This window comes from Vibrio sp. HS-50-1, assembly GCF_024747315.1.
GTDB lineage: Bacteria > Pseudomonadota > Gammaproteobacteria > Enterobacterales > Vibrionaceae > Vibrio > Vibrio diabolicus.
Window position 1 is genome coordinate 23,133 of record NZ_JAMPZF010000005.1, and the last position, 24,836, is coordinate 47,968.

The 24,836-nt window shown below is 44.6% G+C and carries 22 protein-coding genes; 8 read left to right on the forward strand and 14 right to left on the reverse strand.

From position 1 onward, the window contains the following. Nucleotides 1–171 precede the first annotated feature (171 nt). The 4 genes from NDJ01_RS05270 (at nucleotide 172) to NDJ01_RS05285 (ending at nucleotide 4,825) form a co-directional block, all read left to right on the forward strand. Nucleotides 172–1,656: a carbon starvation protein A gene (locus NDJ01_RS05270; protein WP_005381914.1), complete on the forward strand. Its 1,485-nt coding sequence runs from the start codon at nucleotides 172–174 to the stop codon at nucleotides 1,654–1,656. A 193-nt stretch (nucleotides 1,657–1,849) separates the two neighbouring features. Next, entirely contained in the window at nucleotides 1,850–3,520 is a 1,671-nt protein-coding gene (locus tag NDJ01_RS05275; RefSeq protein ID WP_046873944.1) for a sensor histidine kinase, read from the forward strand. Nucleotides 3,521–3,551: 31 nt separating this feature from the next. Beyond that, nucleotides 3,552–4,280, forward strand: coding sequence for a two-component system response regulator BtsR (btsR, locus tag NDJ01_RS05280; RefSeq protein WP_006743107.1), 729 nt, complete (start codon nucleotides 3,552–3,554; stop codon nucleotides 4,278–4,280). Nucleotides 4,281–4,351: 71 nt separating this feature from the next. Next, nucleotides 4,352–4,825, forward strand: coding sequence for a low molecular weight phosphatase family protein (locus NDJ01_RS05285; RefSeq protein ID WP_258586400.1), 474 nt, complete (start codon nucleotides 4,352–4,354; stop codon nucleotides 4,823–4,825). A gap of 46 nt (nucleotides 4,826–4,871) precedes the next feature. Here NDJ01_RS05285 and ispH read toward each other — a convergent pair whose 3' ends face one another. The 6 genes from ispH to murJ all read right to left on the reverse strand — a co-directional run bounded on the left by ispH (nucleotide 4,872) and on the right by murJ (nucleotide 12,493). Continuing rightward, nucleotides 4,872–5,837: a 4-hydroxy-3-methylbut-2-enyl diphosphate reductase gene (gene ispH, locus NDJ01_RS05290; RefSeq protein WP_047009110.1), complete on the reverse strand. Its 966-nt coding sequence runs from the start codon at nucleotides 5,835–5,837 to the stop codon at nucleotides 4,872–4,874. 23 nt (nucleotides 5,838–5,860) lie between these two features. Then, nucleotides 5,861–6,292 (reverse strand): FKBP-type peptidyl-prolyl cis-trans isomerase, encoded by a 432-nt coding sequence (fkpB, locus tag NDJ01_RS05295; protein WP_012842130.1) that lies wholly within the window; start codon nucleotides 6,290–6,292, stop codon nucleotides 5,861–5,863. A 156-nt stretch (nucleotides 6,293–6,448) separates the two neighbouring features. Continuing rightward, complete coding sequence (lspA, locus tag NDJ01_RS05300; protein WP_005397302.1) at nucleotides 6,449–6,958, reverse strand: signal peptidase II; 510 nt, start codon at nucleotides 6,956–6,958, stop codon at nucleotides 6,449–6,451. 73 nt (nucleotides 6,959–7,031) lie between these two features. After that, the gene (gene ileS / locus NDJ01_RS05305; RefSeq protein ID WP_258586401.1) at nucleotides 7,032–9,860 is read right to left on the reverse strand and encodes an isoleucine--tRNA ligase; all 2,829 of its coding nucleotides are present in this window, start codon (nucleotides 9,858–9,860) and stop codon (nucleotides 7,032–7,034) included. Nucleotides 9,861–9,924: 64 nt separating this feature from the next. After that, entirely contained in the window at nucleotides 9,925–10,860 is a 936-nt protein-coding gene (ribF, locus tag NDJ01_RS05310; RefSeq protein WP_046873948.1) for a bifunctional riboflavin kinase/FAD synthetase, read from the reverse strand. Nucleotides 10,861–10,930: 70 nt separating this feature from the next. Beyond that, nucleotides 10,931–12,493: a murein biosynthesis integral membrane protein MurJ gene (gene murJ, locus NDJ01_RS05315; protein WP_074192056.1), complete on the reverse strand. Its 1,563-nt coding sequence runs from the start codon at nucleotides 12,491–12,493 to the stop codon at nucleotides 10,931–10,933. Nucleotides 12,494–12,798: 305 nt separating this feature from the next. On the opposite strand from murJ, the gene rpsT reads away from it, so the two are divergent. Continuing rightward, the gene (gene rpsT, locus NDJ01_RS05320; RefSeq protein WP_005381938.1) at nucleotides 12,799–13,059 is read left to right on the forward strand and encodes a 30S ribosomal protein S20; all 261 of its coding nucleotides are present in this window, start codon (nucleotides 12,799–12,801) and stop codon (nucleotides 13,057–13,059) included. 306 nt (nucleotides 13,060–13,365) lie between these two features. Here the strand turns inward: rpsT and NDJ01_RS05325 are convergent, their stop codons facing one another. Then, nucleotides 13,366–13,668 (reverse strand): metalloregulator ArsR/SmtB family transcription factor, encoded by a 303-nt coding sequence (locus tag NDJ01_RS05325; protein WP_005397309.1) that lies wholly within the window; start codon nucleotides 13,666–13,668, stop codon nucleotides 13,366–13,368. A 289-nt stretch (nucleotides 13,669–13,957) separates the two neighbouring features. Next, nucleotides 13,958–14,848, reverse strand: coding sequence for a transcriptional activator NhaR (nhaR, locus tag NDJ01_RS05330; protein WP_005381942.1), 891 nt, complete (start codon nucleotides 14,846–14,848; stop codon nucleotides 13,958–13,960). A 386-nt stretch (nucleotides 14,849–15,234) separates the two neighbouring features. Between nhaR and NDJ01_RS05335 the strand changes: the two genes are divergently transcribed. Both NDJ01_RS05335 and NDJ01_RS05340 read left to right on the forward strand, forming a co-directional pair. Beyond that, the gene (locus NDJ01_RS05335) at nucleotides 15,235–16,380 is read left to right on the forward strand and encodes a Na/Pi symporter (RefSeq protein ID WP_065645183.1); all 1,146 of its coding nucleotides are present in this window, start codon (nucleotides 15,235–15,237) and stop codon (nucleotides 16,378–16,380) included. A gap of 148 nt (nucleotides 16,381–16,528) precedes the next feature. After that, complete coding sequence (locus NDJ01_RS05340) at nucleotides 16,529–17,671, forward strand: flavohemoglobin expression-modulating QEGLA motif protein (RefSeq protein ID WP_065645170.1); 1,143 nt, start codon at nucleotides 16,529–16,531, stop codon at nucleotides 17,669–17,671. A gap of 69 nt (nucleotides 17,672–17,740) precedes the next feature. Here NDJ01_RS05340 and NDJ01_RS05345 read toward each other — a convergent pair whose 3' ends face one another. The 5 genes from NDJ01_RS05345 to rppH form a co-directional block, all read right to left on the reverse strand. Beyond that, nucleotides 17,741–18,592 (reverse strand): thymidylate synthase, encoded by an 852-nt coding sequence (locus NDJ01_RS05345; protein WP_065645169.1) that lies wholly within the window; start codon nucleotides 18,590–18,592, stop codon nucleotides 17,741–17,743. A gap of 9 nt (nucleotides 18,593–18,601) precedes the next feature. After that, on the reverse strand, nucleotides 18,602–19,423 hold the full coding sequence (lgt, locus tag NDJ01_RS05350) for a prolipoprotein diacylglyceryl transferase (protein WP_239945566.1): 822 nt from the start codon (nucleotides 19,421–19,423) through the stop codon (nucleotides 18,602–18,604). A gap of 88 nt (nucleotides 19,424–19,511) precedes the next feature. Then, complete coding sequence (locus NDJ01_RS05355) at nucleotides 19,512–20,303, reverse strand: sulfite exporter TauE/SafE family protein (RefSeq protein WP_005385965.1); 792 nt, start codon at nucleotides 20,301–20,303, stop codon at nucleotides 19,512–19,514. 6 nt (nucleotides 20,304–20,309) lie between these two features. Next, nucleotides 20,310–22,556, reverse strand: a complete 2,247-nt coding sequence (gene ptsP, locus NDJ01_RS05360; RefSeq protein ID WP_053808601.1) for a phosphoenolpyruvate--protein phosphotransferase — start codon at nucleotides 22,554–22,556, stop codon at nucleotides 20,310–20,312. A 2-nt stretch (nucleotides 22,557–22,558) separates the two neighbouring features. Beyond that, nucleotides 22,559–23,080 carry an RNA pyrophosphohydrolase gene (rppH, locus tag NDJ01_RS05365; protein WP_005381953.1) on the reverse strand — a complete coding sequence of 174 codons (522 nt, stop codon included), beginning with the start codon at nucleotides 23,078–23,080 and terminating at the stop codon, nucleotides 22,559–22,561. Nucleotides 23,081–23,699: 619 nt separating this feature from the next. On the opposite strand from rppH, the gene mutH reads away from it, so the two are divergent. Further along, nucleotides 23,700–24,380: a DNA mismatch repair endonuclease MutH gene (gene mutH / locus NDJ01_RS05370; protein WP_258586402.1), complete on the forward strand. Its 681-nt coding sequence runs from the start codon at nucleotides 23,700–23,702 to the stop codon at nucleotides 24,378–24,380. 15 nt (nucleotides 24,381–24,395) lie between these two features. Here mutH and NDJ01_RS05375 read toward each other — a convergent pair whose 3' ends face one another. After that, the gene (locus NDJ01_RS05375) at nucleotides 24,396–24,707 is read right to left on the reverse strand and encodes a DUF6482 family protein (protein WP_005397320.1); all 312 of its coding nucleotides are present in this window, start codon (nucleotides 24,705–24,707) and stop codon (nucleotides 24,396–24,398) included. Between the last annotated feature and the right edge of the window lie 129 nt (nucleotides 24,708–24,836).

Here is a 24,836-nt window from a genome sequence, read left to right on the forward strand (position 1 = left end):
CTGCAATCAACCGTTCGCCAATTTTAAAAACCGCTCAAGCAGTATATCGACCACTCAGTGCTCTATTCGACCACTCATCTACTAACCGAATGCATTTAACACAAGTGACGCATAACATGCATCCTGAGATTAAAAAATTACCCTACCCAACTAAGACCAAGGACAATTGCTATGATGTGGTTTCTAACCTGTGTCGCAGCCCTAATCGGCGGATACTTCATCTACGGCGCTTTCGTCGAGAAGATTTTCGGCATCAATGAAAAACGCCAAACGCCTGCTCACACCAAATCGGACGGTGTTGACTTCGTTCCAATGTCAACAAAGAAAGTTTATCTAGTTCAGCTACTTAACATCGCTGGTGTTGGTCCAATTTTCGGCCCAATCATGGGTGCACTATACGGTCCAGCGGCAATGCTTTGGATTGTTGTCGGTTGTATTTTTGCTGGCGCAGTACACGATTACTTCTCAGGCATGCTTTCAGTGCGTAACGGCGGCGCATCTGTACCTACTATCACAGGTCGCTACCTAGGTAATGGCGCAAAACACTTTATGAATATTTTTGCCATTGTCCTACTGCTTCTTGTTGGCGTAGTGTTCGTTTCTGCTCCTGCAGGCATGATTACTAACCTCATCAATGATCAAACAAGCTTGAGCGTAAGCATGACTACAATGGTTATCGCTATCTTCGCTTACTACATCATTGCGACGATTGTTCCTGTCGATAAAATCATTGGCCGCTTCTACCCACTGTTTGGCGCTCTACTTATCTTTATGTCTGTTGGTCTAATGACAGCCGTTGCGTTTTCTAGCGAACACACAGTAATGGGTGACTTCCAAGTTTCAGACATGTTCTCGAACCTTAACCCAAATGATATGCCACTATGGCCAGCACTGTTCATCACTATCGCATGTGGCGCGATCTCTGGCTTCCACGCGACTCAGTCTCCACTGATGGCACGTTGTATGGAAAACGAGAAAAACGGTCGTTTCGTCTTCTACGGAGCAATGATTGGTGAAGGTGTTATCGCGCTAATCTGGTGTGCTATCGCTCTGTCTTTCTTCGGCTCTCTAGACGCACTATCAGAAGCTGTGAAAAACGGTGGCCCTGGTAACGTGGTATACAGCGCATCATTTGGTCTGCTTGGTGTGTTCGGTGGTATCCTTGCGTTCCTAGGTGTGGTTATCCTACCAATTACGTCTGGCGATACAGCATTCCGTTCAAGCCGTCTGATCCTTGCTGAATACTTCAACATGGAACAAAAGACGCTACGTAACCGCCTACTGATGGCACTTCCACTGTTCGTTATCGGCGGTATCTTAACTCAAGTAGACTTCGGCATTATCTGGCGCTACTTCGGTTTTGCTAACCAAACAACAGCAGTAATGATGCTTTGGACTGCGTCCGCTTACCTACTACGTCACAACAAGCTGCACTGGATTACCACTATCCCTGCTATCTTCATGACCACGGTATGTGTCACGTTCATCTTAAACAACAGCTCGCTAGGTTTTGGCCTGCCAATGCAACTATCAACTATCGTCGGTATTGTGTTTGCCCTAGCTGTGACTGGTTACGTTATCAAAACCTCTAAGGGTAAAGGTGAAACTGAACTGGCTGACGAAGAGAAACCACAAGCCGTATCAGAAACAGCGTAATACTCGTCACATCCGAGTGACTAAGATAAGAGCCTGCCAATTGCAGGCTCTTTTTGTTTTATACCCAAGTCACTTTAAGATTCAGAACTCGGAGCGCAGCGCCATGTATTTAGGTGTCTTTATTTATCTGAGCCAAGTATCTTGAGGTGACTTAGGTATACAATAACAACATTGATTCTAGGTTAGGTTCACTATGGAACTGGTCATTTCCCTTTTACAACAGATGTGTGTTTACTTAGTTTTGGCTTACATGCTAAGTAAAACGCCAATCATCTTACCTTTGCTGAGTATTTCTTCGCGCTTAAGCCACCGCCTAATTTGTTACGTACTTTTCTCTGGCTTTTGTATTCTCGGCACCTATTTCGGTCTGCACATCAACGATGCTATTGCTAATACTCGCGCGATCGGCGCGGTCATGGGCGGGCTGTTTGGTGGCCCAGTGGTGGGTTTCGCCGTCGGATTTACTGGTGGCATCCATCGATACTCTCTTGGTGGCTTTACTGACCTCGCCTGCGCAATTTCAACCACCGCCGAGGGTGTAATTGGTGGCTTGCTCCACGTTTACCTTATCAAGCGAAATAAAGGCGCATTGCTGTTTAATCCAAGCGTCGTATTCAGCGTCACGTTTGTTGCAGAAGTTGTGCAAATGATTTTGCTGCTCGCCGTCGCTAAACCCTTTGATCAAGCCTATGAGCTGGTGTCTGCCATTGCAGCACCGATGATCATCGCGAACTCATTTGGTGCGGCATTGTTCATGAGTATCCTGCAAGACAGAAAAGCGATCTTTGAAAAGTTTTCTGCGACGTTTTCGCGTCGAGCACTCACCATTGCTGATCGCTCAGTGGGAATTCTAAGCAACGGCTTCAACACCGAAAACGCTGAGAAAATCGCGCGTATTATTTATGAAGAAACCAAAGTGGGCGCTGTCGCGATTACCGACCAAGAAAAAATCTTGGCGTTTGTGGGCATTGGCGATGATCACCATAAACCGAACACGCCGATTTCATCGCAAAGCACATTAGACTCCATGGAGAAAAACGACATCATTTATCTTGATGGCGCAGAACGTCCATACCAATGTTCCATCGCAAAAGACTGCAAACTTGGCTCCGCGCTGATCATCCCACTGCGTGCGGGAAAAGAGGTCATTGGTACCATTAAGCTGTATGAACCGAAGCGTAAATTGTTCTCCACGGCCAACATGTCAATGGCGGAAGGGATAGCTCAGCTTCTCTCTAGCCAAATCTTGTATGGCGACTACCAACAACAACAAGCCTTACTCGCTCAAGCAGAAATCAAATTGCTTCACGCTCAGGTGAATCCACACTTTTTGTTTAATGCACTCAATACCATTAGTGCGATTACTCGTCGTGATCCTGATAAAGCACGTGAGTTGATCCAAAATTTATCGCACTTTTTCCGTAGCAATTTAAAGCAAAACATTAATACCGTGACGCTAAAAGAAGAGCTAGCGCATGTGAACTCGTACTTGAGCATCGAGAAAGCCCGCTTTACGGACCGCTTAGAGGTTGAAATCGATATTCAGCCTGAATTGCTGGACATCAAATTGCCAAGCTTTACACTCCAGCCTTTGGTTGAGAATGCCATTAAGCACGGCATTTCAAACATGCTTGAAGGTGGTAAAGTTCATATATACAGCGAAGCACACCCACAAGGTCATTTGATTACTGTCGAAGACAATGCTGGCAGTTTTGAACCGCCAAAAGAAAACCACTCCGGGCTAGGTTTAGAAATTGTCGACAAACGTCTCACTAATCAATTTGGGCGTGATGCATCGCTAAAAATTACGTGCGAGCCACATCAATTTACTAAAATGAGCTTTATCATTCCCCCAAAATCATAAAAGCACGCTGAAGCAATAAAGGTAATGTTGGATGTTAACCGCACTCGTCATTGATGATGAACAGTTTGCTCGTGAAGAGCTGACAGAGTTATTGGATGAAACAGGACAAGTTGAAGTGGTGGGCAATGCCTCAAACGCGATCCTTGGTCTAAAAAAAATCAATGAGCTCAAACCTGATGTGGTGTTTCTCGATATCCAAATGCCTCAAGTCACTGGGATTGAACTACTTGGAATGCTTGATCCAGAAACCATGCCTTATGTGGTTTTTGTCACGGCTTACGACCAGTATGCAATTCAAGCGTTTGAAGACAACGCCTTTGATTACTTGCTCAAACCTGTCGACCCATGCCGTTTAACCAAAACGGTCAAACGGCTAAATAAAGTCATTAGTCAATCCGCCCTAACTCAACAGCTGTCTGCTATTACGCCCGACACTTTAGATCAGATTCCGTGCATCGGGCACAACCGTATCGTGATCATGGCCACCGACACGGTAGAATGTGCTTACAGTGATATCAGCGGCGTGCATGTACGCTCCACCAGCCAAGCCGCGAGCACTCAACTGACATTAAAAACCCTAGAAGAGAAAACCCCACTGGTACGCTGTCATCGCCAATACTTAGTCAGTATTAAGGCCATCAGCGAAATCAAATTACTAGAAAACGGATTAGCAGAAATCATCACCAAAACTGGCTTTGAGATACCAGTAAGCCGCCGCTACCTTAAAGTGCTCAAAGAGATGCTGGGCATTAGCCACTAACACAAAAAGTTCACACATCACCGCTGAGTTTCCGCTAGCGTATAAATAAGACGCTCCGAAAAGACGAGGCGATGATGTATAAAGTTTTGTTCATATGTAAGCACAATGCTGGACGAAGTGTGCTCGCTGAGTCGATCGCAACCCATATCCTACCAGCAGATTTTAGTGTCGCCAGCGGTGGCTCTCATCCCACAGGCAAAGTTCACCCGGTGGTGCAAAAATATTTAGATGACCACCAACTTCCCATTCCACATATCCACACCCACTCATGGGAAGAGCGAACTCAGTTTCTTCCTGACATCGTTATTATTCTCTGTGACTCTTTACATCAAGAGGCAGCTCCTCAGTGGCTTGCGGGTGGCGTTCGAGTAAACTGGCAAGTCGATGCCTTTCCGACCGATGTCTCTGATGAATACATGTACGCACATTGCGAAAGGGTTGCTCAGTTGCTTGAGCGAAGAATCACGAAGATGTCCGATATGATTATCGATGGTTTAGGGAAAGACCAAATTCGTGATTACCTAAATGAACTGAGAGAGATGTAAAAAAGGCGACCCTCTGGTCGCCTTTTGAATATTCGATAAATGGAGATTAATCCACTTGCTTGATTTGCAGTTCTTTGGGTACTTCAAAGAACATATTCTCTTCACGACCAAGTACTTCATCGACCGCTTCGGCACCGACGAGTTCTTTGATTCGCTCTAGAATCTGATTAACGAGCTCTTCCGGAGCAGATGCCCCCGCAGTCACGCCGACCTTTGTTTTGCCTTCGAACCATTCAGGTTTGATATCTTCCGGACAGTCGGTTAAGTAGCCAGGTGTCCCTAGCTTTTCAGCTAGCTCTTTAAGACGTGTAGAGTTTGATGAGTTTTTCGAACCCACCACAACCATCACATCTACGTCACCCGCTAATTCACGTACGGCATCTTGGCGGTTTTGTGTCGCGTAACAGATATCGTCTTTACGTGGTCCTTGGATATCTGGGAAGACGCGGCGTAGCTCTTCGATAACATCGGCAGTTTCATCTACAGAAAGTGTCGTTTGGCTTACGTAATGAAGATCAGATGGATCTTTCACAATCGACTTCAGTTTCTCAACATCGGCCGGGGTTTCAACCAAGTACATACCACCGGTTTCACTCGCGTACTGCCCCATTGTGCCTTCCACTTCAGGGTGACCTGCGTGACCAATCAGAACCACTTCCATATTGCGGCGGCTTGCTCGCGCTACTTCCATATGCACTTTGGTTACCAACGGGCACGTCGCGTCAAATACCGTCAAATCTCGCTGCTTGGCTTCCTGACGAACCGCCTGCGATACACCATGAGCAGAAAAAATCACAATGTTGTTGTCTGGCACTTCATGCAGCTCTTCAACGAAGACAGCGCCACGTTGTTTTAGCCCTTCAACCACAAAACGGTTATGCACCACCTCATGACGAACATAAATCGGTGGCTGATACATCTCTAGCGCACGCTCTACGATGCTAATCGCACGGTCTACACCAGCACAAAAGCCGCGTGGGTTAGCTAATAGGATTTTCATTTCATTGCTCATGGAAATTATCTTTATTGGGTTCGCTATTCTACTGACAAAATTTCAACTTCGAAAGTCACGTCTTGTCCCGCTAGAGGATGGTTGAAGTCCACAGTGACTGAATCGCCTGCAATCTCTGTAATAATGCCCGGGATTTCCATGCCATCAGGGCCACTGAAGGCCATGATTGTACCCACTTCTACTTCTGCATCACCTACAAACTTAGTGCGATCCATATGGTGTACATGGTCTGGGTTTGGCATGCCAAACGCGTCTTCTGCTTTTAGCTCAATCGCTTTTTGGGCGCCTGTTTCTAAGCCTATTAAGCACTGCTCAAAGTTTTCACTCAAGCTGCCATCACCCATAACAAATTTCGCTGGTTTACCCATGTTATGTGTACTATCCGCAACCGATCCGTCTTTCATTTTAATCGTAAAGTGAAGGGTTACTACAGATTCATTGGTTATTGTTGTCACGTTACTGCTTCCTTGTTCTTGGGTTATTACGCTGTCAGCTTGGTCTTTTTATACATTGATATGCTGATTGGCGCTCCAACATAATAAAAAGCGTCGCCCGAATCAACGGGCGACGCTTAGGGTTATTCAACTTTTCGCAATATACACTGCCACTACTTAGGCTTTCGCCTCGTCTTTCTTTCGAAAGCCGTCAAGAATAATCATCGCGGCACCAATACAGATCGCCATGTCTGCAAGGTTGAACGCTGGCCAGTGATAATTACCCCAGAAAAAGTCCAAATAATCCACGACAAACCCATGTATTACTCGGTCGAATACGTTGCCTACTGCGCCACCAATAATCATGGCATAAGCAATATTATTCCATTTCTCTTTCGCTGGTAGTTTGCTCATCCAGTAAGTCAAAAGACCTGTAACGATAAAAGCAATACCTGTAAATAACCAACGTTGCCAGCCCGCTTGATCACTCAAAAAGCTAAAAGCAGCACCATAGTTATGCACGTACAAAAGATTAAAGAATGGCAAAATTTCTATGCGGTTTGCCCAGCCATATCCCATGTTGTTCATTACAACATACTTAATGCCAATATCAGCTAAAAAGATAACCACCGCTAACCATAACCAGCGAATACCAGATTGCTTTAAAGACAGTGCTTTTTCACTCATTACTTTACCTACAAACAGCCCCAGTAAATACTGGGGCTGTTAATTTTAAAAAAAGTTCAGTCGTTCTAGGTAATTACGCGAATTTACGTACTTCACCTTCGCCTTCTACGTTAGATACACAACGACCACAGATTTTCTCGTGACCTTCAATTGTGCCTACGTCTGGCGTGTGGTGCCAACAACGATCACACTTCTCGCCTTCAGCTGCTGCTACTTCAACAAACAAGCCTTCGATATCCGTGGCTTGTGCTGCATCAGTCTTCTCACCTAGAGGCTTAACTTTCGCCGCAGAGGTTAGTAGAACAAAGCGCAGTTCATCTTCAAGTTTGTTGATCTTCGCTGCTAAAGCGTCATCAGCAAATAGAGTCACTTCAGCTTGTAGTGCACCACCGATGGTTTTCTCTTTACGCGCATCTTCTAGAAGTTTGTTTACTGCACCACGAACCGCTTGGATCTCAGCCCAGAATTCATTGTTCAGCTCTTCACCTTCAGCAAGGCCGAATAGACCGTCGAACCACTCACCAGTGAATACGAACTTGTCGCGCTCGCCTGGCATTTCGTTCCAAATTTCATCTGCAGTGAACGACATGATAGGAGCCATCCAACGAACAAGCGCTTCAACAATGTAGTAAAGCGCAGTCTGACAGCTACGTTGAGCGTTGCCGCCACGTTTTGCTGTGTACTGACGGTCTTTAATTACGTCTAGGTAGAAAGAGCCCATTTCGATCGAACAGAATTGCATTAGACGCTGAGTCACACCGTGTGTGTTGTACTCTTCGTATGCTTTAACAATCTCTTCTTGTGCTGCTAGCGCACGACCAACTGCCCAGCGATCTAGCGCAACCATCTCTTCAACAGGAACGATGTCTGTTTCTGGGTTGAAGCCGCTCAGGTTAGCTAGGAAGAAGCGAGACGTGTTACGGATACGACGGTAAGCATCTGCACTGCGTTTTAGGATTTCATCCGAAACCGCAACTTCACCAGTGTAGTCTGTTGAAGCAACCCATAGACGAAGAATGTCAGCACCTAACTTGTTAGTTACGTCTTTTGGCGCAACCACGTTACCGATAGATTTAGACATCTTACGACCCTGACCATCAACCACGAAACCGTGTGTCAGTACTTGTTTGTAAGGCGCTTCGTCTTTCATCGCGATAGATGAAATTAGAGAAGATTGGAACCAACCACGGTGTTGGTCAGAACCTTCTAGGTATAGGTCTGCACTGTTGCCGTTGTACTCTTCACGAGCATCAACAACGGAGAAGTGAGTGACACCTGAATCGAACCATACGTCTAGCGTATCTAGTACTTTTTCGTATTGGTCAGCGTCAGCACCTAGTAGTTCAGCGGCATCTACATCCCACCATGCTTGGATGCCTTTCTCTTCAACCAACTTCGCGACTTTTTCAATCAGCTCTAGTGTGTTTGGATGAAGTTCTGATGTTTCTTTATGAACAAACAGAGCGATTGGCACACCCCAAGTACGCTGACGAGAGATACACCACTCAGGGCGACCTTCGATCATACCTTCGATACGGCTTTGTCCCCACTCAGGCATCCACTGAACACCTTTGATAGCTTCTAGTGCTTTTGTACGTAAACCAGCTTGGTCCATTGATACAAACCACTGAGGCGTTGCGCGGAAGATGATTGGAGTCTTATGACGCCAACAATGTGGGTAGCTGTGCTCGTAAGCGTGGTGATGTAGCAGAGCACCTTTTTCTTTCAGTACTTCTACTACTGCATCGTTCGCTTTAAATACGTGCTGACCAGCGAATAGCTCAGTGTCTGGCAGGTAAACACCGTTTGAGCCAACTGGGTTTGCTACTTCTAGGTTGTACTTGTTACCAACCGCGAAGTCTTCTTGACCGTGACCAGGTGCAGTGTGAACAACACCAGTACCTGAATCAGTCGTAACGTGATCACCTAGGATCGCCGGCACAGTGAAATCGTAGAATGGGTGTTGGAATTGAGAAAGCTCTAGAGCCGCACCTTTAGCAAAACCAAGGTTGTGGAAGTGCTCGATACCAGCACGGTCCATAACGTCTTTCGCTAGTTCAGCTGCAACGATGATACGTTCAGGTTGCTCGCCTTCAACTTGGATAAGTACATACTCAAGGTCATCACGTAGACACACAGCACGGTTCGCAGGAAGCGTCCAAGGAGTTGTCGTCCAGATGACAATAGAGATATCGCCTTTACCTTCATGGCCTTCAGTCAGCTCAAACTTAGACAGAAGCGCAGCTTCGTCAGCCGCTTTAAAACGAACGTCGATAGATGGCGATACTTTATCTTTGTATTCTACTTCCGCTTCAGCAAGAGCAGAACCACAGTCTGTACACCAGTGAACAGGTTTGAAACCTTTTAGCAGGTGACCATTGCTTGCGATCTTACCAAGAGCACGAATAATGTTCGCTTCAGTTGCGAAATCCATAGTGCGGTATGGCTTGTCCCACTCACCCATGATACCAAGGCGTTTGAAGCTCTCTTTCTGACCTTCAACCTGACCTGCTGCGTATTCACGACATTTCTCGCGGAATTCTGCTGCCGTCACTTTTTGGCCTGGCTTGCCTACTTTTTTCTCTACCATTAATTCAATAGGTAGACCGTGGCAGTCCCAGCCAGGAATGTAAGGTGCGTCAAAACCTGAAAGTGTTTTGGATTTAATAATAATGTCTTTAAGAATCTTGTTTAGTGCGTGACCAATATGAATGTCACCATTTGCGTAAGGAGGGCCATCGTGCAATACGAATGACTTTTTGCCTTTCTTAGCTTTACGGATTTCACCGTAAAGATCTTCTTTGTACCAACGCTTAAGCATTTCTGGCTCACGATTGGCCAGATTGCCGCGCATTGGAAACCCTGTTTCAGGTAAGTTCAGGGTATCTTTATACTCACTCATCGATTCTTAATTCCGTTATATTGGGCGAAAATTAGACATTATGTTGAACGGTGGAATAAACCGCTCAACGCTTAAGCTGACGCAGCCACACCCTTGCTGCTTCAGCATCCAATTCGATTTGTTGTTTAAGTGCTTCAAACGACTCAAACTTTTGCTCATCTCGAAGTTTATGCAAAAGTTCCACTTCTAGTTGCTTGCCATATAAATTGGCATGAAAGTCGAATAAGTGTACTTCTAACTGCTGGCGAACGCCATTGACAGTCGGTCTTTGACCAATATTAGCGACACCACCAATTGGCTTATTTCCTAAGCCAAGCGCTTGAACAACATAGACTCCGGAGACCGGAGAAACACAGCGTTTCAAAGGAATATTCGCAGTAGGAAAACCTATCGTTCTTCCCAGCTTTCTTCCGTGAGAAACACGACCGCTGATGCTGTAGTTTCTTCCCAGCATCTGTTGCGCGGAATGCAAATCGTCACGCGCCAGCGCTTGACGGATAGCCGTACTGCTGACACGTAATTGTTGTAAACAAAAGCTCTGGGTACTCACGACATCAAAACCGTACTTTTCCCCTGCTTCCTGCAGCATTGCAAAGTTACCTGTACGGCCTTTGCCAAAGCAGAAATCATCACCAACGACAAGAAACTTAACACCCAAACGCTCGACCAACAAGTCACGGATAAATTCTTCCGCGGTTAAACTTGCAAAATGACGATTGAAATTGACGCAGAGCAAGCGATCAATATCGAGCTTACTCAATTGCACGAACTTATCGCGTAATCGCGTCAACCGTGCAGGTGCCTTATCTTTGGCAAACAGCTCCATCGGCTGAGGTTCAAAGGTCATCACAACAGAAGGCAATGATAGCCTGTCCGCTTGCTCAGACACTTGCTGCAATACTTGTTGATGGCCTTTATGGACACCATCGAAATTGCCAATAGTCAGCACGCAACCATGATGTCGCGGGGTGATATTGTGAATGCCTCTAATCAGTTCCATTGGATACTGCTTTCTGCCTCTGTTTTTACTTTACACTGTGTGAAACTGACGGATTATATACTAATCACCCTTAGTCTGTCCCAGCTTTTAGGTCTTTTAAGCGTGCACCAGTTAAAAATAGAACCACTAGGTAAACCACGGCTCCTAGAGCGATCAACATTCCTAGTACACCGCTGCGGTGAGCAAAGCTCCAATCGAGCCACACTGACATGTCTTCCAATTGCCATAAGATCGCAGCCACCATCGCCGCACCTGCAATAACCAAACGTATAATAAAGAAGACGGTTCGTTTGGTGATTTGGTATACCCCTGCGATATGTAGACCACGATACAGCAATGCCATATTTACGAACGCCGAAAGTGCCGTCGCGATAGCCAAACCAACGTAGCCATAAAAGTACGCAAAAATTGCGTTAAACACCATGTTTGTCACCATCGCAATGATGCCGTACTTTACTGGCGTTTTAGTATCTTGGCGCGAGTAATAACCTGGCGCGAGAACCTTAATCAACATGAAGTTCAACAAACCTGAAGCGTAGGCAAAAAGCGACAATGATGCTTGATGTACGTCTTGAGGAGAAAATTCACCTCGCATAAACAGAACCATCAGCATAGGTTTTGCCAGTACCATCAGACCAAGCATTGCAGGAAGGCCAAGCAAGATCACCATGCGCACCCCCCAATCCATGGTTTGTGCGAAGCCTTCACTTTGTGCGTCAACGTGTTTACGTGAAAGCGCGGGTAAAATCACAGTCGCAATCGCAATACCGAACAGGCCTAAAGGAAATTCCAATAAGCGGTCTGAGTAATACAGCCAGCTGATCGAACCGGTTTGCAAAAAACTGGCGATGAACGTATCAAACAACAGGTTAATCTGACTGACCGATACGCCAAATAAAGCGGGGATCATCAAAGTACGGATTTTCACTACACCCGGATCGCGCCAGCCCCATTTTGGCTTAACCATGACGCCTGCTTTAATAAGGAAGGGAATTTGGAATAAGAACTGGACCAAACCACCTAAGAAAACACCAATAGAAAGCCCTATTTCTGGCATTTCCATTTGCGGCGAGATAAACCACGCCGCCAAAATAATCATCACATTGAGGAAAACAGGGGTAAAGGAGGAGACCGCAAATTTACCTAATGTATTGAGGATAGCGCCCGATAGAGCGACAAAGGTAATGAACCATAAATAGGGAAAGGTGATTTTGAGCATCACGCTAGCAAGCTCAAACTTTGCTGCAGCCGGGCCACCATGCATCCAGTCAAGGAACCAACCAAAACCAAACACTGCAGTGACCACGCCGGAGCCTAGGACACCTAAAATGGTAACAATAGAGACTATCACCCCTAACGTACCCGCCGCTCTAGCAATCAGTTCCCGAGTTTTATCCATGTCGCCTTGAGCATGGCTTTCCGTTAAAACAGGTACAAACGCTTGGGAAAAAGCCCCTTCAGCAAACAAACGTCGTAAAAAATTAGGAATTTTATTGGCGAAGAAAAAGACGTCTGCGCTTGCTCCTGCCCCCATTAAATTTGCCACTACAACATCACGAACTAGGCCAAGAACGCGGGAAATAAATGTCATAGCACTGACGATCATGCCAGACTTGAGTAGTCGTTTACTCACTGTAACCTCGGAATATCACCATAAGACAGCTAACCCTATACTGTTTCTCTGACAGGTGCTGTAAATAGACGTCAAAAATCTATCCGCGGGTTGTAAGGAATAAGTGTGCCTTTCGCGGATAATTATTAGCATTGGTATAAAAATGCTGTTAGAATCCCCGCCATCTTAACCGCGATAACCTCTCTTACCAAAATTTGTTTTGGCTTAGATCGGTTTTTGCACAAATCATTTGACATTTAAGCGCAAATGAGGGATATTCCTCGCCCTTAAATTGTCACAGAACTAAGTTTTTGGGAGTTAGACCCTTGGCAAATAGTAAATCTGCTAAGAAGCGCGCTATCCAAGCTGAGAAACGTCGTCAGCACAATGCTAGCCGTCGCTCAATGATGCGTACTTACATGAAGAAAACTGTTGCTGCTATCGAAGCAGGCGACAAAGAAGCTGCAACTGCTGCATTCGCTGTAGTTACACCTATCCTAGACCGCATGGCAACTAAAGGCCTTATTCACAAGAATAAAGCAGCTCGCCATAAGTCTCGTTTCGCTGCACAAATCAAAGCTCTTTAATAGAGTCCTGGTTTTACAGTGAAGAAAAAACCGACCTTGTGTCGGTTTTTTTATATCTACAAAATTTTCTTAATAAAAAAGCTGGCAATGCCAGCTTTTCTTTTTTCTGCACGCCTATTCAAAGGCATCAGCTTATTTACCTTATAAAGCTCAAACTGGAAAGCACCAATAAAACACTTGAGAACAAAGCAAATTGGTCGATGCGCAGCAACTCTACCATCAAAAGTTTAACGCCACTCTCAAATATTCCAACGAGTTAGATTCACAGCCTAAAATGAACGATATATTAGGTATATGTAATTAACGCTAAGCGCTTTCAGCACAATAAAGACTATGCAGTGTTTTTATTAACGCTTTCACTTCATCACTCTTTAATGTGTAGTACACGGTTTGTGCTTCTTTCCTTGTCGTGACTAGCTCATCACGGCGAAGCCAAGCAAGATGCTGAGATAATGCCGACTGGCTTAGCTCTAACTTTGCACACAGCTCTCCCACGGACAGCTCTTGGTTATGCAGCATACAAAGGATTTGTAGGCGTCTCTCGTTTGCCATCGCTTTGAGCAACACGACGGCTTTTGCGGAGTTCTGCTCCATTTCTTGTAGATTCATGTGTTGGACCTCTAGCTACAACTTACTTATTCCAACCCTGGCCAGCTTGTTGTGTTGCACTGATTTATATATCTAAGAAAATCAAGATACACTTCCAGAGTCTTCATTATTAGAACCTCTAATTTAGTTGTTAGTGATACACCAATATTATCCAACAAAGTGGAGAATTGATGCGCCATCAATAATTAATAGTTTTGCTCACTAAAACAAGTATCTTGAGTTACTTAGGTATTATTTAGAATTATATTTTTATTGATAGTAATCTATTTATTTGCGCAACGATACGGGTTTACTCAAACATTTGACTGAAATCAGCATCACAAACATTTTTTACCGCTGGGTGTTGGATCATTCGTTCCGCAAAAATCACGTAGTACTCTTCTTTTAACCCATCGACATGACCAATTAGCTGTAGATTTCGGTCGTCCTCAATCTCCGACATGTATACGGTCGGCGCTAAGAAAATCACATCATCGTGATACCGTGCGAAAGCCTTCATCAACGCGACATCATCAAATTCTCCCAACACATTAGGCTGAAGACCTTGACGATCAAACCACTGAATAACCTTACGCCCCATTGCTGTTCGGCTTGCAGGAATCAAAAGCTTTTTCTGTTCCAGAATCTCAGGGAAACGCACATTTTCAATTTCAGAAGAGGCGAAAAAGCTCATGCTGCTCTCACCTAGCTTTTTGCTATAAAGGCCAGGGCTTTGAGTTGAGTCAACGGGACAATCCGAGAGGATCATATCCAGCTTGTGCTGAGACAGTCGTTCAAGTAGCAATTCGTGGGTTGACTCATAACAGCGTAAATGAATACTGTTATCTTCCGGGACAGTCGTCATTAGTACTTTACTGACCAAGCGTTTAGATAACGCATCGGCTACGCCAACTTCAAACAGAATGTTCGAGTGCTGGCTGTAATTGACGATATCTAACATCTCATAACTCAAACCAAACATTCGGTCGGCGTACTTAAAAACAAGTTGCCCTAACTCAGTTGGCTCAACTGTACGACCATTTCGTTTGGTTAACTTTCCTTTCATGCGTTCTTCAAGCGCTTTAATCTGCCCTGTCACGGTTTGCGGTGTCAGGAAAAGCGCATCGGCCGCTTTAGTTACAGAGCCCTGTTTGCACACCATCCAGAAATAATATAGATGGTTGTAGTTTAGATGTGACATGATCAAGTCCCGAAAAGAAAGTGATGCTTTTTATACCAAATGTGACAGAGACAAACAATAAACTCGACAAAACCATACAATACATTACAAAAACATAAGTTTTACCGAATATATAAAATTAACACTGTCATAAAAATTGAACTGAGGCGCATTTTCTTTCTAAAGAAAACGCAAAAACCACACAAAACGAACGCCAAATTTATTCATTAAATTCAAACAGTTAAAAACCTTCACTTTTCCCTAATCACACCACTATCAAAAAGAACAATAAAAATTACTCACAGCAAGAAATCTGTAATATTACTGAAATATTTGTTCTCTAACATCGCCCGCAGTTTCAACTACAGACCGAAAAATGAACTGAAAGGTCAACGGAGAAAATTATGATGAACCAAGCTACTTCAACAGTGGCGCCAATTTCGAGCACTGCTCGTTGGTTACGCTGGGCTAACTTGGCATTCATGTTGTATCTGCTTCTTCTAGCAGTATCTATGGTTGGTAGTGGCTTCAAATGGGCAACTGGCGATCAAGCTAAGGTGCTATTTGAGTTTGCCGCTCACCCTGTTGCAGGTCTAATGATCGGCTTGGTGGCAACAGCCTTAATTCAGTCCTCAAGTACTGTAACGTCTATTATTGTAGGTTTGGTTGCAGGTGGCTTACCAGTAGAAACCGCGATTCCAATGGTAATGGGTGCCAATATTGGTACCACAGTGACCAATACGCTTGTTTCTCTTGGTCACGTACGTTGTAAAGAAGAGTTCAAACGTGCATTTGCAAGCGCAACTATTCACGACTTCTTCAACTTACTTGCTGTTGCTATTTTCCTTCCGTTGGAAATGATGTTCGGCATTTTAGAGAAAGTTTCTCATTGGCTTGTTTCTCCACTACTTGCTACTGGCGATATGAGCATTAAAGGCTTCAACTTCATTAAGCCAATAACAACACCAGTTGTGGGTGCAATTAAAGAGCCACTTTCAACATTCGGTGATACTGTTGGTGGCATCATGCTTATCGTTTTGGGTATTGCGACAATCTTCGTTGCAATTACGGTAATGGGTAAGCTAATGAAGAGCCTAATGGTTGGCCGCGCACGTGAAATTTTGAAAAACGCGATTGGTCGTGGCCCTATTCACGGTATTGTATCGGGTTCAATCGTGACTGTGTTGGTACAATCTTCATCAACAACAACTAGCTTGATGGTTCCACTTGTGGGTACAGGCGTTCTTAAAGTTCGTGATATTTACCCATTCACGCTAGGTGCAAACATTGGTACTTGTATTACGGCGCTACTAGCAGCAACAGCCGTATCGGGTGAGTTTGCGGTATTCGCGCTTCAAATCGCTCTGGTACACCTAGTATTTAATATCATGGCAACGCTGTTTATCTTTGGTATTCCGTTCCTACGTGAAATTCCAGTGAAAGGCGCTGAGATGATTTCTGAAATGGCTATCAAGAACAAAGCTGTTGTCGGTGGCTACCTAATGTCTGTATTCGTTATTTTACCAGGCGCGATCTTAGCCCTAACGACATAACAATAACTTACATACCATCGCTTATTGTTTAGGCTCCACATTGTGGGGCCTTTTTTGCGTTAATGACGCTGTTCAAATTCGTTGTCTGGTGATAATTTGAGCCATACCAGCATACTTATGCTGGGCTACCTCATTTGGAGTCGACAACATGACGCAGCTTAATGGCACTATTTCTGATCAGCTACTCGCAATAGACGAAAACCTAACTCAACTGGTTGCTGATATTGATATCCTCAGTAGCGTGAATCCTCTCAATTATGCTCAGGAAAGAGAGCGCTTTATTAAGAACAAATACTCTCAAGAGCCTAACTTCCAATACTCAACTACCAATCTAGATACTCACAGCGCAAAGCGACGTCTGTATGAACTGCCTTTAGAAAATATTCAAGACACCCAATTACAAAAGCTGTACGCGGATGTGATTCAGTCTTACGCAGATAAATTGGATCAAGTGAATACTATCGGTACACAAGAGTTTCTTTATAACTCCTTGCGCTATTACGGAGAGCCGAGCGCCAAAGATATTGCCAACGCCCATTTCATTTTACACCTTCCCACGGAAGAAGAGAGCAAACCGCAGCATGATAGCCGCGCGATAGCACACTTCATGCAAAACTTTGCTCAACGTAATGGATATGAGTGTGAAATACAGGTGTTGGATGGGATGTTAGCAAACGCACTCGTTTCGGGGTCTCGAGTCAAAATTAACCACGCAGCATACATCACGACCGATGAGTTAGAGGCTCTCGCACATCATGAAATGGGTGTACACCTTCTTACTACGCTTAACGGTCGTCAACAACCGCTAAAGGTCCTGAGCTTAGGGTGCCCAGCTAATACAAACACCCAAGAAGGGCTGGCTATATTGTGTGAATATCTGTCAGGACATTTCAGTATCAAACGCCTAAGAACCTTAGCCTTACGAGTCCTGGCGGTAGAGTCGATGATCAAGGATCGCGATTTCCGCCATACGTTCATGCTATTAAAAGAACAGTATAAAACGTCTGACCTTCAAGCATTTACAACGACTGCTCGTGTGTATCGAGGAGGCGGTTTGACGAAGGATTACTTGTACCTCAGGGGGTTCCGAGAGGTGCTCAATGCCTACGATAAACTGGGCGATGACTTTTCATTGTTGCTATGTGGAAAAACAGAACTGAAGTATTTTGAGCTTATCCGCTCATTAGTGAGGAAGCAAATATTCACCCAACCCAAGTTTATTAGCCCGGCACTGTCTGCGCCGAAGCAAACCAACCCTATTCACCGCTATATTGTCAGTGCACTCAAGTAATACCTTCAAAGTACAAAAAGCAAAAAAGCTCCATTTGGAGCTTTTTCATATCTTGAAGAATAATACTGGTTACACTGAGAATGGGTAACGAATAGGGTCGTGATGCTCGTATCCTTCAACCCAAAAGTCATCCAGTGTGACCCATGTTTCCAGATCTTCTAGAGATTTAATCTCTGGATTGATGTGGAACGTCGGCGCTTTTAATGGTTCACGTTTCAACTGAACATCACGCATCAGTTCAAGCTGATCTTCATAAATGTGCGCATTCACAATCTTATGAGAGGCCTGACCAGGTTTCTTGCCCGTGATTTGCGCCATGATCGCCAAGAACACGTAAACTTGAACCATATTGAAGTTTAAGCCAAGCGGTACATCACACGAACGCTGAGTACTGTTCAGGTAAAGCGTATCATCCAGCAATGAAAAATGGTGGCTATACATGCAAGGACGCAAGCACCCCATGTGGAATTCACCCGGGTTGTAGAAGTTCAAGATTTCACCGCGATCATCAACACCACGCGTTAAGTCATCCACTATCTTGCGTAATTGATCAACATGCCCGCCATCAGGCTTCGCCCATGCGCGCCCTTGGACACCGTAGACACGGCCCATGTCGTCTTCGCCCTTACGATATGGATTATTTAACCAAGCATCATTTAGGTTGGCATTGGCATCCCAGGTTTTCGTGCCCAGCTTACGAAAATCTTCCGCATTATCGTAACCACGAATGTACCCTAGTAGCTCTGCAACGGCCGCTTTCCAAAAACTTTTACGTGTGGTGACCAACGGAAATTGATTGTTCGCAACATCGTAGGTTAAATCCGCGTTGATTACGGTCAGGCAGCGCTTGCCTGTACGCTCATTTTCAACCCAAACACCTTGGTCAACGATGCGTTGACACAAATCTAAATACTGTTTCACACCAATACCTTACTTCGTCTTTTGTGGTAACTCGTCTTTGTAATGACCACGTTTGTATGCCCAAACCATCATTAGGACACCGATAACCACCATTGGCAGGGATAGAATCTGTCCCATGGAAATAAAGCCACCGAATAAACCCAAATGAGCGTCTGGTTCGCGCACGTACTCAACTAGGAAGCGGAATGTACCATATCCAGCTAAAAATAGCCCTGAAACAGAACCTAGAGGACGAGGTTTCTTGATGAACCAATTCAAGATGAAGAAAAGTACGATACCTTCAAGCACCATTTCATAAAGCTGCGATGGATGACGTGGCAGTGGACCGCCATTTGGGAAAACGATCGCCCAAGGTACATCTGTTACTCGGCCCCACAATTCGCTGTTCATGAAGTTACCTAAACGCCCCATACCCAAACCAAATGGCACAAGCGGCGCGATAAAGTCGGCAACGCCGAAGAACGTTCGCCCGTTTTTGTGTGCATACCAGAACATCGCGGTAATCACACCCAGTAAGCCACCGTGGAAAGACATACCACCGGTCCACACTTTAAACAGATACAAAGGATCAGCCAGGAAGAGCTCAAAATTGTAGAAAAGCACGTAGCCAACACGGCCACCAATCACCACGCCAAGGAAGCCTGCGAACAACAAATCAGAAACCTGTTCTCGTGTCCAACCACTTCCCGGCTTATCCGCACGTCGGTTCGCCAACCATAGGGCGAACATAAAGCCCACAAGGTACATCAAACCGTACCAACGAACCGAAACAGGACCAATAGAGATTAAAACCGGATCAATATTGGGAAATTCAATATATCCCTGAGACATAAATCATTCTCTTCTTATCACAAACAAAATAAATATACCCAAGTAACCTCTAGATGCTTGGTTCAGCGAGAATGACTTGGGTACAAATTTAGAGCAGCATGGTCGCTGCTACAAACATTAAGAACACCGCGAATATCTTTTTTAATACCGCAGTTGGAAGGTTAGTTGCCAGCTTCGCACCCACTTTTGTTGTGAGCATCGAGGCCATGGCAATCGCTAATAAAGCGGGAAGATAAACATAACCAATACTGTATGAAGGTAAGCCTTCCACTTTATAGCCATGTAAGATGAAACCGATCATACCAGAAATAGCAATCACGCAACCACAAACGGAAGATGAACCCACCGCTTTACGCATTTCTATCCCGTGTTTATTTAAAAATGGGACCGATAGTGAACCACCACCAATACCAGCAAGGCTTGATACAACGCCAATCCCCGTGCCATACACAACGGTCACCGGGCTGCTCGGCATAGGTTTACTGCTCGTAACTTTAATGGAACGAAACATTTGTACTGACAGGCAAAGAACAATGACACCAAATACTTTCGGCAAGTAGTGCGTAGGGATCCACTCAGCAATATTGGCACCGACAAAACCACCAATAACCACACCTGGCATCAACCATTTTACGACGAACATATCGACATTGCCGAGCTTAAGGTGATTCATCGCCGATGAGCCTGACGTGACAATAATACTCGCTAACGAAGTGGCTAGGGCCATGTGCATACTCATTTCTGGAGAGATTCCAGCAAGAGGAAGCAAATACAACAAGGCAGGAACAACAATCAAACCACCACCGATACCGAGTAACCCCGCCATCACACCCACAAAAGCGCCTAGCGCCAACAATAACAAAAATAAAGAGACGGTCACGATTTCCTACTTTTTACCTGCACGGATAAAGCCCGCAAAACCCTGTTGGATGAAGAAGTCATGCATCATTTGATGAATGTCCTCCCCGTAGGACTTTGTCATTGCTTGCTCCGCTAATTTTTCTAATTCTTCTTGTTGGCTATGACGAATCAAATATTTCACCTTAGCCACGTTGGAGGTGTTCATACTCAAACTGGTATACCCTAACCCAAGTAAGAGAAGAGCGCCAAATGGGTCGCCAGCTAACTCACCACAAATACACACTGGCACCTGATACTTATCGCACACGTCATGGATTTGCTTAAGCGCTAGCAGTACCGCAGGATGCATAGATTCATAGACATCCGCGACGCGGGAATTGTTCCTATCAACTGCTAATAAATACTGGGTTAAATCGTTTGTCCCGACAGAAACAAAATCAACACGGTGAGCAATCGTTGGCAATAAATACACCATTGATGGCACTTCGATCATGACCCCAACTTGTGGGAACTGAATTCTATCATCAAGCAACACGGCTTCACTGTGAGCTTGATTAATCAAGCTAATGGCATCGTCTAGCTCTTTTACCCCTGACACCATTGGCAATAAGATACTTAAGTTTCCGCTTTCTGCACTCGCCCTTAACATTGCACGCAACTGGATCAAGAAAATATCTGGGTGATCCAATGTAAAACGAATGCCACGCCAGCCTAGAAACGGATTATCTTCTTCGATGGGCAAATACGGCAAAGGTTTGTCACCACCAATATCCAAAGTGCGCATCACCACTCGTTGATTCGGATAGCTGTTAAGTATTGCTTGGTATTGATGATACTGCTCATCTTCCGACGGAAAGTGATGCTGAAGTAAAAATGCAATCTCAGTTCGGTACAACCCAACTCCATCAACACCTGTATTGATGGCAATATTACTGTCTGCACTGAGCCCCGCATTGAGCATAATTTCGATGTAGTGATTGTCTTGCGTAACCGCTGGGAGTGCGAGGTCCTTGTTTACCATTGCAAACAATTCTGACTCTTCACTCACTAAGCTGCGATACTCTCGCAATAATTGACGGTTTGGCTCTAGGAAGATCTCGCCCGTATAACCATCCACTATCCCGAGTTTGCCATTGACCACATCCGGGTTAATGTTGGCGCCCATGACAGCGGGAACTCCAAGTGCGCGAGACAAAATAGCCGCATGAGAGTTCGCGCCACCTTCTAGTGACACGACGGCTAACAAAAACTCTTTAGGTACAGACGCGAGCAAGGTGGCTGTGAGTTCACTCGCCACCAAAATAATGGGACGATCAATTGCAGAATTTTCTTGCTCACTGTTATGTAGAAAATAGAGCAGCCTTTGCCCTAACTCTCGGATATCTTGCGCTCTTTCACGCATGTAGACATCCGACATTCTGGCAAATCGATTCGAGTATGATTCTACCACTTGGCGTAACGCCCAATCTGCCCTGTCTCCTTTTTCAATCTGTTTCTTCAAATCACCACGAAGCATCGGGTCATTGAGTAAGTGCGTAAACAGATCGAAGATCGCCAGCGCATCTTTGTTGATTTCACTGTCCAGCTTTTTCCGCATACGGCGAAAATCATTTAACGCTCGCTCTATGGCCACCAGCAATGTCTCGTGCTCACGTTCCTTATCTAACGTGGACGATGGGAAAACATCCGATAAACTCGGTTGGGTATTGTCGAACCAAAACTCTCCAATCGCGACACCAGTAGATGCAGGCAAACCTTTTAATACCGTGGGTTTAGATGCCAACTGCCAATGCCCAAGATTCTGCGCATGCGCAATAAGCACTGCTAGCTGAGCGGACAACGTGACAAGAAACGACTCTTCCATTTCACTGAACAAGCGCGGTGTTTTTTGCTGGATCACCAACACACCTAAAACTTGTTTTCGATGAATGATTGGAGTGGCTAAAAAGGAGTGGTAAATCTGTTCGCCGAGTTGAGGGAAGAATTTAAACTCGGGATGTTTTGAGGCTTCGGCAAGGTTGAGTGGCTCTGCGCTTCGTTTAACCAACCCAACCAAGCCTTCATTGAAGTTGATATGAATACTATCACCTTCAAAAATAAGGCCTTGAGTTGCCATTAACTCAAGGCGCTGCATTTCTTCATTAGCAAGATAGATAGTACAGCACTCAGTGCGAAGGGCAGCACAAGTCTCTTTCACCAATATATCGAGTGCCAGATGCACATCATCGACCCTGGAGACTTTCTCAACTATTTCCCTTAGCTGACTGAGCATGATTATCCTCTACGTTGCTTTTTTCTTTTCCCTTTCGCTTTTCTCTCTCGAAAAGGCATGGCTAAGGATGCAAACTCTTTCATCGCTCGTCGATAAACATCTCGCTTGAAAGAAACAACTTGCCTAACTGGATACCAGTAACTCACCCAGCGCCAACCATCAAATTCAGGGGATTTTCCGCGTTGCATATTAATGCGAGATTCATCGCATTCTAATCTCAGCAGAAACCATTTCTGTTTTTGGCCGATACAAACAGGCTTGGAGTCCCAACGCACCAATCGTTTTGGTAGCTTATATCTTAACCAATGACGACTTGTTGCAATGATCTTAACGTCTTTTTTCGTTAAACCGACTTCTTCATATAACTCCCTGAACATGGCTTGTTCAGGAGTTTCACCTTCGTCAATTCCACCTTGTGGGAATTGCCATGAGTGTTGCCCGTATCGTTTAGCCCAGAAGACCTGACCATGGTTATTACATATCACAATACCAACATTAAGTCGGTAACCATCGCCATCTATCACTGGCTAACCTCTATGAATAAATTTTTTATTACCGTGATTTTTCCACATATCCCCATTACTAGCAAACTTACTGATGTGATATGAGCAAGATTTATTACCTTTTCACCATATTTGGATATCTTTTAATCACATCATACCTTATCAACACAAGAGTGAGACATTGCCCACATTTATTCACCTTTTCTGTGAATAACTTTGTGAAGAATTCAATTCAAATGAGTAATTCAGTTCAATCCCATCAAAAGCAAAACAAATAAAGAAACAAGAAAATAAACATAAAACATTGATAGAAAAGTATTTATTTTTAAAAATAACGATAAATCGATCTTCAGTTTCTTGATGATCTTTTCACCAAACTCAGATCGGTCAAAGATCCACCAATAGGCTATTTATCCACACTCCCCTGCTATTCGTTTAGATGATTACAACAAAATCAACCCCAAAAATGCATTTTAACCCCTGTTTATTCATACAGACCCCGTCAGGATCTTATCAATACCTCCTCCATCTGTGGATAAGTTATGAATTGATCGTTCTTACACCGCCTCGGTGAAATCTTAAACAGTAGATTTGGCCGGAGTTTGATAAACTATATTTTTTGTAATACCACCTTGTGACTATGAAACCAGAACCACAAACAGAAGCAGAGCTATTGGAACGCGCTCATGATATGGCAGGACTTAGCTTTGCAGAGCTGGCCGCCGAGGCGAATATGATTGTTCCTGAAAACTTAAAACGTGATAAAGGTTGGGTGGGTCAATTACTCGAATGGCATTTGGGCGCTCCGGCTGGCAGTAAACCTCAACAAGATTTCGCAAAACTAGGGATCGAGTTGAAAAGTATTCCGATCAGTTACTCTGGCAAACCTTTAGAAACAACCTTTGTTTCTGTGGCTCCCCTCACTGGTGTTCATGGTCTTACATGGGAAACAAGTCATGTTCGAAACAAGCTATCTCGTGTGCTTTGGGTACCAGTGGAAGGGGAACGAGAAATTCCACTTGCAGAAAGACGTGTTGGTAGCCCACTGATTTGGTCACCAGACAACGAAGAAGAGCGTATTTTACGAAACGACTGGGAAGAGCTAATGGAGATGATCGTCTTGGGGAAATTTGATCAAATTTCCGCCAGACACGGAGAAGCGCTACATCTTCGCCCTAAAGCCGCGAATGCAAAAGCCCTCACCGAAGCATATAGCTCAAATGGCAAGCCGATAAAAACTCTGCCCCGAGGTTTTTACCTCAGAACACAGTTTACTGAGCAGATCTTACTCAAGCACTACATCAGCACGCCATCTGAGTAATGTTGTTTCCACCATTTAGTGCGTCACGAGCGATAACTCGATATCACAGTACGAGGCTGCCTCTTCAGTGCCACATTCGTCATACGCATTGTGCAGCCTTAAGTACGCTTTATCTACCCCTAACCTCAGCAGCTCTTCTTTCACCAAATCTAGCGAACCGAAATGTATCGGATCTTCACCGTCTTTAATCGGCTCAAGTTGATGCTTGTACTCCACTGCTAGCAAATAGTCAGAGACATCAGAACACCCAATCACAAATACTTTGGGAGTTTTATAAGTATCTTTATGGGGACCGTGTAACCACATGTCCAATTGATGCTTCTGCATAACGTACCTCCTTTACACGATCATTTAAGTGTAGTTAGGCTATGTATAGCTTTCGAGTTTGGTCTTCCTTTATACGTAAATCATTTGCGATAGCGGTTAAAAATCCCCTATATTGGAATCACTTATTTA